Annotated in this window: 13 protein-coding genes; 6 read left to right on the top strand and 7 right to left on the bottom strand. The window is 63.5% G+C overall.

The window, feature by feature from the left end; translation table 11 throughout:
- Positions 1-13: 13 nt before the first annotated feature.
- From cysQ to ACI3L3_RS14630, 3 genes are all read right to left on the bottom strand, one after another.
- Positions 14-784, bottom strand: coding sequence for a 3'(2'),5'-bisphosphate nucleotidase CysQ (gene cysQ / locus ACI3L3_RS14640; protein WP_404845893.1), 771 nt, complete (start codon positions 782-784; stop codon positions 14-16).
- Positions 781-1,275, bottom strand: coding sequence for an acyl-CoA thioesterase (locus tag ACI3L3_RS14635; protein ID WP_404845892.1), 495 nt, complete (start codon positions 1,273-1,275; stop codon positions 781-783). Before ACI3L3_RS14635 ends, cysQ begins: the two co-directional genes overlap by 4 nt.
- Before the next feature lie 100 nt (positions 1,276-1,375).
- Positions 1,376-3,856, bottom strand: a complete 2,481-nt coding sequence (locus ACI3L3_RS14630) for a PAS domain S-box protein (protein ID WP_404845891.1) — start codon at positions 3,854-3,856, stop codon at positions 1,376-1,378.
- A gap of 119 nt (positions 3,857-3,975) precedes the next feature.
- Here ACI3L3_RS14630 and ACI3L3_RS14625 point away from each other — a divergent pair, with 119 nt between their 5' ends.
- Both ACI3L3_RS14625 and ACI3L3_RS14620 read left to right on the top strand, forming a co-directional pair.
- A complete protein-coding gene (locus ACI3L3_RS14625; protein ID WP_404845890.1) occupies positions 3,976-4,620 on the top strand; it encodes a peptidylprolyl isomerase in 645 nt (214 codons plus the stop codon).
- A gap of 76 nt (positions 4,621-4,696) precedes the next feature.
- Positions 4,697-5,299 carry a peptidylprolyl isomerase gene (locus ACI3L3_RS14620; RefSeq protein ID WP_404845889.1) on the top strand — a complete coding sequence of 201 codons (603 nt, stop codon included), beginning with the start codon at positions 4,697-4,699 and terminating at the stop codon, positions 5,297-5,299.
- A 79-nt stretch (positions 5,300-5,378) separates the two neighbouring features.
- Here the strand turns inward: ACI3L3_RS14620 and ACI3L3_RS14615 are convergent, their stop codons facing one another.
- The 4 genes from ACI3L3_RS14615 to ACI3L3_RS14600 are packed head-to-tail and all read right to left on the bottom strand — an operon-like array spanning position 5,379 to position 9,155.
- The gene (locus tag ACI3L3_RS14615) at positions 5,379-6,011 is read right to left on the bottom strand and encodes an ABC-type transport auxiliary lipoprotein family protein (protein WP_404845888.1); all 633 of its coding nucleotides are present in this window, start codon (positions 6,009-6,011) and stop codon (positions 5,379-5,381) included.
- Entirely contained in the window at positions 6,008-7,159 is a 1,152-nt protein-coding gene (locus ACI3L3_RS14610) for an MlaD family protein (RefSeq protein ID WP_404845887.1), read from the bottom strand. The genes ACI3L3_RS14615 and ACI3L3_RS14610 overlap by 4 nt, the downstream gene beginning before the upstream one ends.
- Complete coding sequence (locus tag ACI3L3_RS14605) at positions 7,156-7,923, bottom strand: ABC transporter ATP-binding protein (RefSeq protein ID WP_404845886.1); 768 nt, start codon at positions 7,921-7,923, stop codon at positions 7,156-7,158. The genes ACI3L3_RS14610 and ACI3L3_RS14605 overlap by 4 nt, the downstream gene beginning before the upstream one ends.
- A 2-nt stretch (positions 7,924-7,925) precedes the next feature.
- Positions 7,926-9,155 carry an ABC transporter permease gene (locus ACI3L3_RS14600; RefSeq protein WP_404845885.1) on the bottom strand — a complete coding sequence of 410 codons (1,230 nt, stop codon included), beginning with the start codon at positions 9,153-9,155 and terminating at the stop codon, positions 7,926-7,928.
- 179 nt (positions 9,156-9,334) lie between these two features.
- Between ACI3L3_RS14600 and ACI3L3_RS14595 the strand changes: the two genes are divergently transcribed.
- The 4 genes from ACI3L3_RS14595 (at position 9,335) to ACI3L3_RS14580 (ending at position 15,283) form a co-directional block, all read left to right on the top strand.
- The gene (locus tag ACI3L3_RS14595) at positions 9,335-9,973 is read left to right on the top strand and encodes a TetR/AcrR family transcriptional regulator (RefSeq protein ID WP_404845884.1); all 639 of its coding nucleotides are present in this window, start codon (positions 9,335-9,337) and stop codon (positions 9,971-9,973) included.
- A gap of 66 nt (positions 9,974-10,039) precedes the next feature.
- Entirely contained in the window at positions 10,040-11,404 is a 1,365-nt protein-coding gene (locus tag ACI3L3_RS14590; RefSeq protein WP_404845883.1) for an efflux RND transporter periplasmic adaptor subunit, read from the top strand.
- Positions 11,401-14,532, top strand: coding sequence for an efflux RND transporter permease subunit (locus tag ACI3L3_RS14585; RefSeq protein ID WP_404845882.1), 3,132 nt, complete (start codon positions 11,401-11,403; stop codon positions 14,530-14,532). The genes ACI3L3_RS14590 and ACI3L3_RS14585 overlap by 4 nt, the downstream gene beginning before the upstream one ends.
- 67 nt (positions 14,533-14,599) lie before the next feature.
- Complete coding sequence (locus tag ACI3L3_RS14580; RefSeq protein WP_404845881.1) at positions 14,600-15,283, top strand: Crp/Fnr family transcriptional regulator; 684 nt, start codon at positions 14,600-14,602, stop codon at positions 15,281-15,283.
- Positions 15,284-15,287 lie beyond the last annotated feature (4 nt).

Raw genomic sequence — 15,287 nt, 5'->3', positions numbered from 1 at the left:
CCGCAGGGGAAGATTATTGCCATCCGGCGAGGAAGCCGCCGTTGGCAAGGTCCGCCTTGTTGTAGAGAAAATCCGTTCCATCCGGAGCGGTAAAACTGCCGCCGGCGCCAAGGACAATGGCGTGTCCGGCGGCGGTGTCCCATTCCCATGTCACGTTAAAGCGCGGGTAGTAATGCGCCGTGCCCTCGGCCAGCAGGCAGAACTTGATGGCTCCACCTGCGTCGATGCGCCGGGTCACGCCCTTGGCGGCGGCAAAGGTTTCGGTCTCCGGCGCGGGGTGCGAGCGGCTGGCCAGCAGGACCGGGCCGTCCGGTCCCGGCGTGGCGGTGTGGATGGGCGCGGCCTCGGTGTTGTCGTACTGCCGGAACGCGCCACACTCAGGCCCGCCCCAGTAGGTCACGCCGCGCACGGGCACGCGGATGACGCCAAGGACGGGGCTTGTGCCTTCCACAAGGGCGATGTTGACGCAGAACTCGCCGTTCTTTTTGACGAATTCCTTGGTGCCGTCCAGCGGGTCCACCAAAAAGAAGCGGGGCCATGCGGCGCGCTGGGTGGCGGGCAGGTGCGCGCCCTCCTCGGACAGGATGGGGATGTCCGGATACGCGGCGGCGAGGCGCTCGCAGATGAGGGCGTTGGACGCGCGGTCCGCCCGGGTGATGGGCGAATCGTCGGCCTTGTATTCCACGTCGAAGCCGTCTTCGTAGATGCCAAGGATGACGCGTCCGGCGTCTTCGGCGATGGCGGTCAGGGTGTGGGCCATGGCTGTGAGGTCTGGGGTGGTCATATTGCGCGGTTCCTGCTGTTTTTGGCCATGCGGCGTTCCGTCAGCCGGACCGAGCGGCGCGCCTGCGCGGCGTCCCTGCGGCGGAAGTCTTCGGACGTTTCGGCGATAAGGGGCGGGGCCTGCATGGGCTTGCCGTCCTCATCCAGAGCAACAAAAGTGAGATAGGCGGAAACGGCGTGGCGCAATTCGCCGGTGAGGATGTTTTCCGCATTCACGCGCACGCCCACTTCCATGGACGAGGTGCCCACATAGTTCAGGCAAGCTTTGACGTGTACGAGGTCGCCCACGAACACGGGGTGCAAAAAGTCCATTCTGTCGATGCTGGCGGTGACGACGTTGCCCCGCACATGCCGCATGGCTACCACGGCCCCGGCGTTGTCGATGAGTTTCATCACCACGCCGCCGTGGACGTTTCCGGCGGGGTTGGCGTCCTGCGGCAGCATGAGCTGCGACATGGAAATGCGGCTTTCTCGTACGGTTTTCCCTGGCATGAAGGCTCCTGATATATCGTGCAATGGGGGGCGCTGCCGCCTTGGGGCAGCCGCTGGACGGTACACGATTTCGCTGTGGACCGCTACGCGTCAGGTGGGATTAGTCGCAGGTCGGGCTGGGGGCGTCCACCCACAGGGGTAGCTTGACGGTGACGGAGGTGCCCGTTTCGCGGCTGGTCTCCAGCGCGATGCAGCCGCCGTGGGAGCGCGCAATGAGCGCGGCGGAGTAGGTGCCAAGGCCCGTCCCGCCTGGCTTGCCCGCTGTGGCGAACTTTTCGAAGAATCTGCTGCGGATTTCCTTGGGCACGGCTCCGGCGTTGTGGATGCTGATGGCTCCGGCGGAGTCGTCCAGGGTGATGGTGACGACGCCGTCCATGGGCGAGGCCTCCACCGCGTTGCGGATGAGGTTCGCCAGCATGGAGTACAGCAGCAGGTTTTCGCCGTAGGCCGTAAAGGGCGTGTCCGGCGCGACGTTGCCCACGCGGTTGCGGCGGATGCGCACCTGCCGCGCCTCGGTCACGGGTTTCAGGTCCGTGATGATGCGTGTGAGCAGGTCGTTGATGTCCACGGCCTCGCGGGAGAGTTTGTAGGTGCCGCGTTCCATTTTGTAGAGGTCCATGGAGCGGTTGACCATATCCAGCATGCGGTAGCCGGACTTTTCCAGTTCGTCCATCAGCTTGAGCTGCTGCGGGTTCAGGTTGCCGTCATCGCGCAGGAGCTGGGGCACGTAGATGACGTTGTGCAGCGGGTTTTTCAGGTCGTGCCGCATGATTTGCTCCACGTCTTCGCGCAGTTGCTCCAGCTTTATCTGCTCCGTCACATCGGTGGCAACCCAGATGACCCCGCGCGCGAGGTCCGACGGGTCCAGCGCCTTGCCGGTAAACTCCGCCCAGAAGGGCGTGTCGTCCTTGCGGCGCAGTTCGTATTGCGCGTGCACGGTTTCGCTGCGCTTTAAGCGGTCGATGAATGTGGCGGCAAAGTCGGCGTAGGTTTCGTCCGAGGTATGGATAATGCGCGTGCTTTGGCCCTGCATTTCCTCGGGCGTGTAGCCGAACATTTCCGCAAACAGGGCGTTGACCCGGACGATGACGCGGTTTTCGCGCACGTAGAGAACGCCCACCATGGAGTTGTCGAAAATGGCCTCGAATTCCTCCAGTGCTTCCTGAATGCGCTGCTCCTGCCGCTTGCGCTCGGTGATGTCGCGGAACCAGAAAATGCGGCCCAGATGCTTGCCCTTGTCGCTGAAGAAGCCGCGGGAGCGGCGCTCTATGACGCGGCCATCGCGAAGCTCCAGCTCGTAGTCATCCTCTTCGACCTCCGGGTGCTCGCACAGCCAGAGAAAGTGCTGGTACATGGCGCCCGGGTCGGGCATAAGCGCGTCAATTTTCGAAAACGCCTGTTCGCGGTTTTCCGGGAGCAGGTCCTGCGGTTCAAGGTGCCACTGCTCAAGGTAGCTGACGTTCCAGAAGGTGGCGTAGAGGTTATGGTCCACCACAAGGATGCCGTCGGGCGAGGTGTCCTGCTCCGTACGCAGCAGGGCGTCCTGATAGCTGAGGCGGCGCGCGACCACGGCGCGGTAGAGCAAAATACCCGCGCCGATGAAGAACAGTGTCAGCACCACGGCAAAGGCCGTGCGCTGCATGCGCAGGGAGGTGAATCCCTCGCTGACCTTTGCGGCGTCGGCGGAGAGGCCTATGGTCAGGTGCTGGGTGCCAATGGACGCCGTGGCCCATGCCACCAGCCTACAGCACGGCCCGCCGGAACCGTCCCCTTTGCCGGTGATGTGCCCTTCATGCGATTCCAGAACCTTGAGGCGCCATGCGCTGGGCACGGGGGAGTCGTCAAAGGTTGGCTCCAGAATGCTGCGGCCCAAAACAGGGCGGGCGTTGTTGAATAAAAATCGTCCATGCCGGTCAAGGAGGAAGACTTCGCCGTAGCCTTGCAGGCGCAGGGGGCTGACGTAGCTGTTGACGATGTGGTTCAGGTTGACCACTGCAATAACCGCGCCGTGCATGACCGTGGTGGTGCGCACCGGAGCGATGATGGCTAAAAAGCGGTTGCGGGGGGTAATGTGCAGGTCCGGGGCGTACATGGCGTCCGGTGAATCCTGAAGAATGCCCCACGACTCCTGAATCCAGCGTTCGGCCTCGCGCTCGGCCTGCTCCGCGCTCTGAAAGCCGGAAATAGCCAGCATCCCCGGCGCGTCGGGCGTTTCGTAATAGCCAAGGACGAGCAGTTCGGGAAAGCTGGCCCGCAGTGGCTCGAACATATTGGGAAAGGTGGCCTTGCGCTCGCTCCCGGATTCGATTTTGGGCATGGTTCTGCGGGCAAGGTGTGTGATGGCGGCGCTGAGGGCGCCAAGGCGGTTTTCAATGGCGCGGCGGGAGAGCTGCACCGCTGTCATTTGCTGGTCGTTAAAGATGCGCTCGTAGTCCGATGCGGCTTGGTCGTCTATCCAGTAGGCTGCTGCGGCAAAGATGCTGGTGGCGATGAGGAGTCCAAGGGCGTAGAGCGCCCTCAGCCACCAACGGTGGCGCCGGAATCCCACGGAGGTGCGTGGCGAAGGAGGTGGATGCTGCATGTGGCTGTGCTACCTGCGGTACGTGGCCGTGTCTTCGGCGCTTTACACCGGTGCCATCTTTCCCTAATCACATCGGTAAAACGGAAACATATCACATCATACCCTATGAGGATAAAATAATGAAGCTGGTTCGCTCCTTGCGTGCGGCGTTTCTTTGTCTTTCGCTGTGTGCTTTGGCTGGGTGCGCATCCATGGGCGGCGCTCCGGCGCGCCCAGACGACACCGTGCGCTTTCCCCGTGTGGTCATGGAAACGACCATGGGCGACGTTGTTCTTGAGTTAAACCGCGTCCGCGCCCCGAAGACCACCGAGATGTTTTTGCGGTTTGTGGAGCAGGGGCTGTATGACGGCACCGTGTTCCATGCCCTTATTGACAACGTGATGCTGCAGGGCGGCTACTTTGATGAAAACTTGAAACGCCGGGATACCGGGGTGCTGGAGTTCGCCAACGAGGCGGACAACGGCCTGACCCATGAATTCGGCACCATTGCCTTTTCCCACCGCAACGCTGGCGGGAAGAACTTGACGCCGGGCTTTTTTATCAACGTCAATTGGGACGGCAATCCGGAACTCAATTACGATCCGCACGTGGATATCTCCTACGGCCTGCCAGTTTTCGGCAAAATTGTCGGGGGAATGGACACGGTGCTTGATATTGTCGAAAAGGCGCAGGACCATGGGCGCTTGGTGCGCATTTTTATTATTCCTGATACCTATGAGCGCATCATCCACGCCTACCGCGACGACAGCGCCAAATCGGACTAGGGCGGCCCTTTGTCCGCCCTTGGCGCGTTGCCGGCGCGCCTTACGCAACGCACAACCACCCCACAAGGAGTGACATATGAAAACTGCACGACTGTTTCTGGCGGCCCTGACGCTGGCCGCCCTCTGCTTCGCCACCGCCGCCTTTGCCGCCAAGCCGGGTCCCGGCCCTGTGGTGGTGCTGGAAACCACCATGGGCAACGTGATGGTGATGCTGGACGAGAAGAACGCCCCGGTTTCCACAAAGAACTTCCTCCAGTATGTGGACGACGGCTTTTATGACGGAACGCAGTTTCACCGCGTGATTGACGGCTTTATGGTGCAGGGCGGCGGCTTTGACGGCACACTGAACCAAAAGACCTCCACCCGTCAGCCCATCGTGAACGAGGCGGGCAACGGCCTCTCCAACGACAAGGGCACCATCGCCATGGCGCGGACCTCCGTGGTGAACAGCGCCACCAGCCAGTTCTTCATTAATCTGGTGGACAACGACTTTCTGAACCACAAGGACGAAACCCCGCGCGGCTTTGGCTATGCGGTGTTTGGCCGCGTTATCCGTGGTATGGATGTGGTGGAGAAAATCGGTAAGGTTTCGACGGGCCGGTCCCGCGGCATGGGCGACGTCCCGCGCGAGACGATTCTCATCAAGAAGGCCTACCGCTACGAGGACGCCGCCAAATAGCGCCCACGCGTTCGGCGAAGGAAAAAAGAAAAGCGCCCTGTCCGATGGTTTCGGACAGGGCGCTTTTGCGTGCGGTGGCCTACTGCTGCGCGGACAGCGTGGCGGCGAGGTCGGTGGCAAGCTGGTGCAGGATGTCCTGCACGCCGCGCTCCAACGCGTTGGCAAGGTCAGCCGCTTTATGGCGGCGTAAGGGGATGCGCTGGGTGTAGGTGTGGTCAAACATGATGTCGTAGTCCCCAACCGTATCGCGCAGCAGGAAGAATTGCATCTGCACCACGGCGGCGGGGGCATCCGTGTCTTGAAAGTCGCCGTGCAGGGCGCTGACCGTGCCCTCCAGCACGTAGTCCGGGCGCAGGGAGGAGCCATCCCCGGCCACGGCGGTGAACAGCGCGGCGGAGCGCATGGCGCGGCGTGTGGCCTGCGTCAGCATATCCGCCGGGTTCACGAGGTACTGGTTGTAGTAGTCAAAGGCGTAGAGCGTCTCGCCCGTGCGGTAGACCATTTCGCGTCCGGAACTTTCGGGCGCGATGGCGAGGCGGCGGACCTTAAGGACGCCCGGCGCGCTAACGTTTGCGGGCGCCGGCGGCGCGGGGCGCAGGGCGTAGTGGTGAATCTCCGGCGCGGGGCCTGTGAGGCTTCCGGCGCAGCCCGCGCACAGCAGGGCGAGCGCCGTCACGGCAAGGCAGAGGGCGGTGGTGGCGTAGCGCTTCACGGCAGTTTCTCCGGGTCGATGCGTTTGGGCGGCGCGCCAAGGATGAGGCGCGCGGGGTTCTGGCGGGCTTCCCCGGCCACGGCGTTGAGGTTGTCCATCAGCCGCCGGGTGTCCTGGAGGATGGCGCGGATGTTGGCGGACTCGGATTCCGTCAGGTCGCCCACGCCGCGCAGGGTGCGCTCCAACTGTTTCATGCTGCGGCGGATGTCCTGCGCCGCGGCGCTGATGTCCTCTATGGTGCCGGGCAGGCGCGAGAGGGCCGCGCCGAGCTTGTCGTCCTCCAGCAGGGTGTTGATGCTGACGCTGGCGCGCTCCAGATTGCTGCTGACATTGCGCGCCTGCTGGAAGGTGGCCACAAAGTTTTCTTCGGAGCTGGCCACCATGCGGCGGGCTCCGGCCACGGCAGCGGCGGCGTCGGGGACGATGGTTTCAAGGCGTGGGTCGCTGAGCAGGGTGTTGACGCGGCGCAGGCCCTTGCGCAGTTCCAACAGGTCCTGCTGGATGAGGCCGCCAAGGGTGGCGACGTCGGCCTCGTCGAGGCCGGTGTTCACCTTGTCCAGAATTTGCGCGAGGGTGTCGCCGATGTGCTGGAATTCAATTTCCTTGATGGCGTCGCCGATGCTGTCCATGGCGGCTTCCAGCCGGCTCATAGTGCTGGGCGCGGAGGGAATGTAGGGGTTCTCCGGCTCCCAGCTAATGGGCAGGGGCGGGGAGTCCTCGGGGTCGAAGAAGTTCAGCTCCAAGAAGGCGACGCCGGTCAGGCCCTGCGTGGTCAGGCGGGCGCGCAGGCCAAGCTCAATGGGGCGGCGCAGGTACAACTTCTCCCGCGCGATGCGCTGGCCGAAGAAATTGGTCACCAGCTCCTTGTCCAGCGCCATGTCCACCAGCACGTAGCGGCCCAGCTCATCAGCGTGGGGGTAGCGCGTCCAGGCAAAGGTGATGTTCTTGACCGTGCCCACCTTTACGCCGCGGAACTTTACCGCGCCGCCAACGTCCAGCCCTTGGACGGATTCGTCAAAGTAGGATTCCACGACAATGCTTTCGCGGAAGGTGGTGCCAACACCAAGGTAGATGATGGTCGCGGCCAAAAGGCCTATCCCCGTCAGGATGAAGAGGCCGAGCCGGAATCGGCTTGTCCGAGTGCTCATGGTTGTTCGTCGCTTTCCGCCTTGCGGTTGAAGAAGTGGCGGACCCACGGGTTGTCGGAGTGGTCCTTCAGGTCATTGGGGCGGCCTTCCGCGATGATGCCCCGCGTGCGCTTATCCAGCATTATGACACGGTCCGCAATGGTGTAAATGCTGGGCAGTTCGTGTGTAACCACCACAAAGGTCATGCCGAGGCTGTCACGCAGGCTGAGGATAAGCTCGTCCAGCCCCGCAGAGGTAACGGGGTCCAGCCCGGCTGATGGTTCGTCCAGAAACATGATGTCCGGGTCCAGCGCCATGGCGCGCGCCAAGGCCGCACGCTTGCGCATGCCGCCGGAGAGTTCCGCAGGCATATGCTCCTCGTAGCCGGAAAGGCCCACGAGGGAAAGTTTTATGCGTGCGGCAAGGTCCATGGCCTCGTCCGGCAGGGTGGTGAACTCCTCCATGGGCAGGCGGATGTTCTCGCGGATGGTCAGGGACCCGAACAGCGCCCCGGACTGGTACGTGACCCCAAAGCGCCGCAGAATGGCGCGGTGGTCGTCGCCCGTTGCGGCGGTGAAGTCCTCCCCGCCTATGAGCACCCGGCCGGAGCGCGGGGCTTTGAGGCCGATCATATGCTTGAGCAGGGTCGACTTGCCGCAGCCCGACCCGCCAAGAATGACAAACACCTCGCCCGGTGCCACGGAAAAGCTGACATCATCAAGGATGACGGTCTCGCCATAGCCGCCGACGAGGCGGTCCACCTGTATGAGTGGCGCGTCGGTCATGGCTATATCCCCAGCGCGTAGTAGATGGTGGCCAAAATGCCGTCCGCCACGGCGATAAGCACCAGCCCGCTCACCACGCTGGAGGTGGTGGATATGCCAACGGCGCTGGCTCCGGACCCGGTGCGCAGTCCGCGTTGGCAGCCGATGCCCGCCACAAGAATGCTGAAGATGAGCGCCTTGAACAGCCCGCCCAGCACGTCGCCGGTGGTGACGTTTTCAAAGACGCGCGTGGCGTAGGTGATGAGCGGATACCCAAGCCCCGTTACCACAATGCCGCCCCCAATCAGCGCGAAAAAGTTAAAGAAAATGGTCAGCACCGGCATAATCAGCAAGGTGCCAAGAACGCGCGGCACCATCAAAAAGCGTATGGGGTCCAGCCCCATGGTGCGCAGGGCGTCCACCTCTTCATTGATGACCATGGTGCCGATTTCCGCGGCAAAGGCCGAGCCGGAGCGCCCCGCAAGCAGGATGGCCGTCACCAGCGGGCCAAGCTCGCGCAGCATGGACAGGCCAAGGAGGTTGGCCACGTAGATGTCCGCGCCAAAGCGTTGCATGGGCACGGCGGATTGAAAGGCCGTGATAAGGCCCATGAGGAAGCCGATAAGGGCGATGATGGGCAGGGCGTTGACGCCCGCGCTCTCGCAGGTGGCGATGGTGTCCTTCCACCGGATGCAGGAGGGCGAGCGCAGGGCGCACAGCAGAGAGAACGCGCCTTCGCCCACAAAGGAGACAAGGTCCTTGAAGTCGCGGGCCACGGCCACGGCGGAGTCGCCGACCTGCTCCACAAATCCGCCCCGGCGCGGCGCGGTGGGCGCGGCAAGGTCCGCCCCGTCAAAGAGGGCCAACAGGCGTTCGTGGTCGGCGTTGGTGCCGGTCAGGGGCGGCTGTGCGTCGCCGCGTGTGGCGGCCTGACGCATGCGCAGAATCAGCCCCGCGCCCATGGTGTCCAGATAGCTGACGCGCGAGAGGTCGATAAACGCGCATTCTCCGGCACCGGCCAAGGTGAGGCCCTCTTTCCAGATAACGGACGTGCCGCGGGAATCCAGCCGTCCGGCAAGGATGAGGCCGCCGCCCTCGCGGGTGATGGTGGCGGGGGGAGCGTGCCCCGCTGGTTTGTGGCGCGTGGTTTCCATTGCATGGTTATATAAGTATCCGCCCTCAATCGCAATGTCCGACGCAGTGAAGGCGCTGCGGTGTCCGGCGTGGCGCGCCTTGAGCGGTACGAAACCCATATCGCGGCTCGAGTTTCCTCCGCCTGTATTTGGCGGCAGAGGAAAAGCCTTGTCTGTCCTGCCTTTTGCCTGCGTTGATGTATCTTTTGACACCCTGTTGACCCGGTATGGTTTCCATGCAAAAGTGAAGGAAACTATGGAAACGGAAATGGTTTCCCCGGTGAAAGGAGAACAACACAATGGATGAGAAACGCCGCGAACGCATTTTGGCCGTCGCCGCAGAGAAGTTTGAGCAATATGGCCTGCGCCGCGTGACCATGGATGACATCGCCCACGAACTGGGGATGAGCAAAAAGACGCTGTACAAGGTCTTTCAGGGCAAGGAAGCCCTTGTGGACGAATACGTCCGGCGGTCCATGGAGCAGCGCCTTGGCGAGGTGTTTACGGCCATGGAGTCCGCGGACAAGGTGACGGACTGCTTCGGCGCGGTGTACCGCCGCATTTTTGCCTTTTCCTCCAAGATTTCCCAACCCTTTATGCGCGACCTCAAGCGCGAGTACCCGCAGATTTGGGAGCGCGTGCAGCTCAGGCGCGCCCGCGGGCTCCAGCGCTATACGGCCCTTATCCGCAAGGGCGTGGAGCAGGGCGAAATCCGCCCCTCCATTGACCCGGAAATCGCCACGGGCATCATCAGCGCGGTCATCAATAACTACATGGTTCCGGAGACCTTTGACGAGGGCAAGGAGCCAAACGAAGTGGCGCGGACATGGTTTACCATGTTGACCTCCGGGCTGTTCATCACCCCGCCGTCCCTTGAGGTGACTGATGATGAGGCCGCCGGGGACAAGAGCGCCGATGAGACGCCCGCAGGCCAGTAAGGCGCGGGCCATGGAACGTGGTGTGTGCAACACGTCCGCTGTGCGGGCGGGAAGGGAGTGGGGACTATGAAGAGGGTGTCGCGCAGGATGCTCATTGTTCCGGCAGTGCTTGTCGGAGTGCTTATTTTTGTGGCGCTGGTGAAGACAAAACAGCAGCCCCGGCGGCTGGAGGGCGCGGAGATAGCCCGCGCGGTGCGCGTGATTCCCGCGCCGGAGGTCGACGTTGTGCCCCGCGCCGTGGGCTATGGCAACGTGCAGCCCGCGCAGGTGTGGGAGGCCGTGGCCGAGGTCAGCGGCAAGATTGTCGCTGTACACCCCAGCCTTGATACCGGAGCCATTTTGCCCGCCGGGGCGGAGCTGTTGCGCATAGACCCCACCAGCTACCGCCTTGCCCGCCAGCGCGCCGAGGCCGACGTGCAAAGCGCCTTGGCCCAGTTGCGTGAACTGGATCAAAAAAAGCGCAATACAGAGCGGAAGCTGACTGTGGAATCCGAGGCCCTCACCATCAGCCGGGCGGAGCTTGAGCGCAAGCGCCGCCTGCTGGAGAGCGGCACCATTTCCCGCTCCGAGTTCGACCGTGAGGAACGCGCATGGCTCAGTCAACGCAACGCGGTGCAGACCTACCAAAGTACGCTGGACCTGATCCCCGCCGAACGCCAGCGTCTGCGCGCCACACTGGACTCCGCCCGCGCCCGGCTGGAGGACGCCCGCCGCGATGTGGAGCATACCGTCATCCGCGCGCCCTTTGAATGCCGCATCGCCAAAGTGAGTGTGGAGAAGACGCAATACGTCTCGCCCGGTCAGGTGATGGTGGTGGCGGATTCCATTGGCGCGTCCGAGGTGCCCGCGCAGGTGCCGCTGGCCGCATTTCTGCGCCTGCTCAGTCCCGGCACCGCTCCCCTTCTTCCCCTTGAGCACGTCGATATGGACGACATCCGCCGCGCCATCGGTGTGGATGCCACCGTGCGGCTGGACCTGCCCGGCGGGGCGGTGGCATGGGACGCGCGCCTCTCGCGCCTGTCCGACACCATCGACCCGCAAACGCGCACCGTGGGCGTCATCGTCGTGGTGGATAATCCCTACGTGCAGGCGCGCCCCGGCGAGCGGCCGCCACTGGTCAAGAATATGTACTGCGAGGTGGAACTGCGCGGGAAGCCGCGTGGCAAGCGCGTTGTGGTGCCACGCTCCGCCGTGCGCGAAGGCCGCGTGAATGTGGTGGACGCCGAGAACCGTCTGCGCTTTCGTCCGGTGCGTGTGGACATGGTGCAGGGCGACGTTGCGGCCCTGCTGGAGGGTGTCGCCCCCGGCGAGCAGGTGGTGATTACCGACCTTGTCCCGGCGGTGGATGGCATGCTCCTTGACCCGCGTGTGGATGACGAGGCCCTGAGCCGCGTGCGCGCCGAGGCAACCGGGGAGGGCGTGGTCCGATGAAGGCCATTACACCCGTTGTGGAGTTCTTTACCGCGCACCCGACAGCCGCCAACCTGCTGATGGGGATATTCCTGTTCCTTGGCGTGCTGACGGTGTCCGACCTGCAGCGCGAAACCCTGCCCGACTTTACCGCGCCCGAGGTGGAAGTGAGCGTCGTCTACCCCGGCGCTACGGCCGAGGAAGTGGAAAACGCCATCTGCCAGCGCATTGAGGACGCCGTGGACAGCGTGACCGGCGTGTACGAGGTGCGCAGCGAGGCCCGCGAGGGCCTTGGCAGTGTGGTGGTGGAGATGGTCGAGGGCGGCGATATGCCGCAGTTCCTCAACGATGTGCAAACGGAAATCGACGCCATTGACGACTTTCCCGACACGGCGGAGGACCCGGTGGTCAAGCAGCTGGGGCGCACGGACATGGTGGTGTCCGTGGCGGTTACCGGCCCGATGACCGCGTCGGACCTCAAGCTCTACTGCGAGGGCGTGAAGGACCGCATGGTCATGCTCCCCCAGATTTCGCAGGTGGATATTCAGGGCTTCTCCGACCACCAAATCCGCATTGAACTGCGTGCGGGCACGCTGATGCAGTACGGGCTGAGCGTTTCGGACATTGCGGAGCGCATCGCCGCCCAGAGTGTTGACCTGCCCGCCGGTAGCGTGGAAACGCGCGACGCGGACATCCTTGTGCGCTTTGATGATGAGCGGCGCAGCGTGCGCGAGTACGAGGACCTGACCGTGGTGTCGGGCGCCACCGGGGCGGAGATTCGCCTTGGCGACATCGCCCGCATTACGGACCGCTTTGAGTTGGACGAACAGAAGATTCTGTTCAACGGCCAGCGCGCGGGGCTGCTCATGGTCAGCAAGACCAAGGACGAGGACTCCCTGCGCATTATGGACGCGGTGCAGGCCTTTGTGGACCGCGAGCGCCGCGAGGCCCCGCCCACCGTGGAATACACCCTCACGCGCAATGTTTCCAAAATCGTGCGTGACAGACTCCAGATGCTGGTGAGCAACGGCGTGCAGGGCCTTGTGCTGGTGTTTTTGACCATGTGGCTGTTCTTTACGTTCCGTTTTTCCTTTTGGGTGGCCATGGGACTGCCTGTGTCGTTTATGGGCGCGGCCTTTGTGCTGGATGGGCTGGGGCTGTCGCTGAATATGATCTCCATGGTGGGCCTGCTGATGGCTATCGGCCTGCTTATGGACGACGCCATCGTCATCTCCGAGAACGTCGCCTCGCACCTGCGCAGCGGCAAAAGCGCCTACCGCGCCGCCGTGGACGGCACGGTGGAGGTGGCGCGGGGCGTGTTTTCGTCGTTCACCACCACGGTGCTCATCTTTGGCACCGTGGCGCTGCTTATCCGGGGCGATATCGGCAAGGTGCTGTGGGTGATGCCCGTGGTGCTCATCATTACCCTTGGCGTCAGCCTTGTGGAGGCCTTTTGCATTCTGCCCCGGCATCTGTCGCACTCCCTGCACGGGCACGAAAAGGACAAGCGGTCCCCCTTCCGCCAGCGCTTTGATGCGTGGTTTGAGGGCATGCGCGAACGCCGCCTTGGCCGTAGTGTGGACTGGGCCGTGCGCTACCGCTACCTGTGGGTGGGGTGCGTTGTGGCGGTGTTTGTGGTGTCCATCGGTATGGTGGCTGGTGGGCGGCTCAAAATGCGTGCTTTCCCGGAGATTGACGGCGATGTGCTGGAGGCGCGGGTTCTGCTGCCGCAGGGGACGCCCCTTTCGCGCACCGAGGCCGTGGCCGGGCGCGTGGAGGAGGCCCTGCACCGCGTCGGGCAGCAGCTTGCCCCGCGGCAGCCGGATGGGCAAAAGCTCATTGAGAACGTCAACGTGCAGTACTCCACCAATGCGGACTCCCATGAGGTGGGGCCGCACCTTGTCACCGTCAGCGCGGACCTGCTCTCCGCCGAGGAGCGCGACGGCACCATTGATGAGATTTCCCGCCTGTGGCGCAAGGAGGTCGGCGAGGAGCCGGACGCCATCAGTATCGCCTACAAGGAACCGGTCATCGGTCCCGGCGGCCTTGCCATTGATATGCGTTTGCAGGGAGACGACCTGCACGAACTGAAATCCGCATCCAACGAGCTGGTGACGTGGCTGCGCGGCTACGACGGCGTGTACGACGTGTCCGACGACCTGCGCCCCGGCAAGCCCGAGGTCCGCGTGCGCCTGCGTGAAGGGGCGCTGGCCCTTGGCGTGACGGCGGCGGACATTGCCCGCCAGCTACGGGCCGGATTCTACGGTGTGGACGCGCTGGAGATTCAGGACGGGCCGGAGAGCTACGAGGTCAACGTGCAGCTCGACCAACTGGACCAGAACAGCTTTGCGGACCTTGATATGTTTCATGTGACCATGCCCGGCGGCGGGCAGGCCCCGCTGGGGAGCATCGCCGTTATTGACGAGGGGCGCGGCTGGGCGCGCATTGCGCGTATCAACTCCCGCCGCACGGTGACCATTCAGGGCGAGGTGGACTTTATGCGCGCCAACGCGGGCGAGATTGTGGCGGATACGCAGGCGCGCTTTGTCCCCGGCATGCTGGAGCGTCATCCCGGCGTGCGCATTGCCATGGAAGGGCAGGCGCGCGAAGGGGCGCGGACCGGCAAGTCGCTCATGAAGGCCCTTGTCATCGGCGTGTTCGGCATTTTTGTGCTGCTGTCGTTTCAGTTTCGCAGCTATTATGAGCCGTTTGTGGTCATTGCCATCATCCCGCTGGCCTTTATCGGCGTGGTGTGGGGGCATTTGCTCTTTGGGCAGGAACTGGCCATGCCCAGCATCATGGGCTTCGTCTCCCTTGCGGGCGTGGTGGTGAATGATTCCATCCTGCTGGTGGAGTTCATCAAGATTCACCTGCGCCAAGGCATGGATGTGGTGGATGCCGCGCGGCAGGCCAGCCGGGAGCGCTTCCGGGCCGTGCTGCTTACGTCCATGACCACCATTATGGGCCTTGTGCCCCTGCTGACGGAGCGCAGCCTACAGGCGCAGATTCTTATCCCCCTATGCATCAGCCTTGTGTTTGGCCTGCTGGCATCCACGGTGTTGGTGCTGCTTGTCATCCCGGCCTTTTACGCCATCCTTGCGGACTTTGGCCTGACCGCACATGTGCGGGAGGAGGGCGCGGGCGAGTAGGGGCCGCGCGCCCCTTTGCCCCCCGGCCCAACTGGTGCTACAACGCCCCTCGGAGGACATCGTAGCCATGCACAAGCGGGACTTCATCGCCGACCTGTCGCTTTTTAGCGGCCTGTCATCCGGGCAGCTTGACGCCGTGGCCGATATCGCCGTGGAGACGCGCCTTGCCAAGGGCGCAACCATCTTCGTGGAGGGCGATAGGGCCGACGGCTTTTATGTTGTCTTTGAAGGACAGGTGAAGATTTTCAAGCTGTCCCCCGAGGGACGCGAGCAGATTATCCACATTTATGGTCCGGGCGAACCCTTTGCCGAGGTGCCGGTGTTCGAGGGTGGGGACTTTCCCGCCAATGCCGAGGCAACGCGCCCCTCGCGGGTGCTGTATTTCCCTCGCGAGGCCCTGCACCGGCTTATCGAGCGCGAGGCGGGCGTGGCCTTCAACATGCTGGCCGCTATGGCCATGAAGTTGCGGCGCTTTACCGTGAAGCTGGAGAACCTGACCCTGCGCGAAACGCCCCAGCGCCTTGCCGCCTATCTGCTCGATCTTTCCGAACGCAGCGGCGGCGCCGAGCAATTGGAACTGGACATAGCCAAGGGTCATCTGGCAAGCCTTCTCGGCACGGCGCAGGAGACGCTCTCCCGCGTACTCAGGCGGATGAATGACGCCGGGCTTATTGAGGTCCGCGGGCGCTTTATCACGCTGAAGCAGACGGACCGTCTGGAGCTGCTTGCTTCGGGCGAGGAAAGACTGTGAACAA

It is taken from the genome of Desulfobaculum sp. SPO524, assembly GCF_044987625.1.
GTDB lineage: Bacteria > Desulfobacterota > Desulfovibrionia > Desulfovibrionales > Desulfovibrionaceae > Desulfobaculum.
Note: the sequence above shows the minus strand (reverse complement) of the source record. Positions and strands in the feature narration are given on the sequence as shown.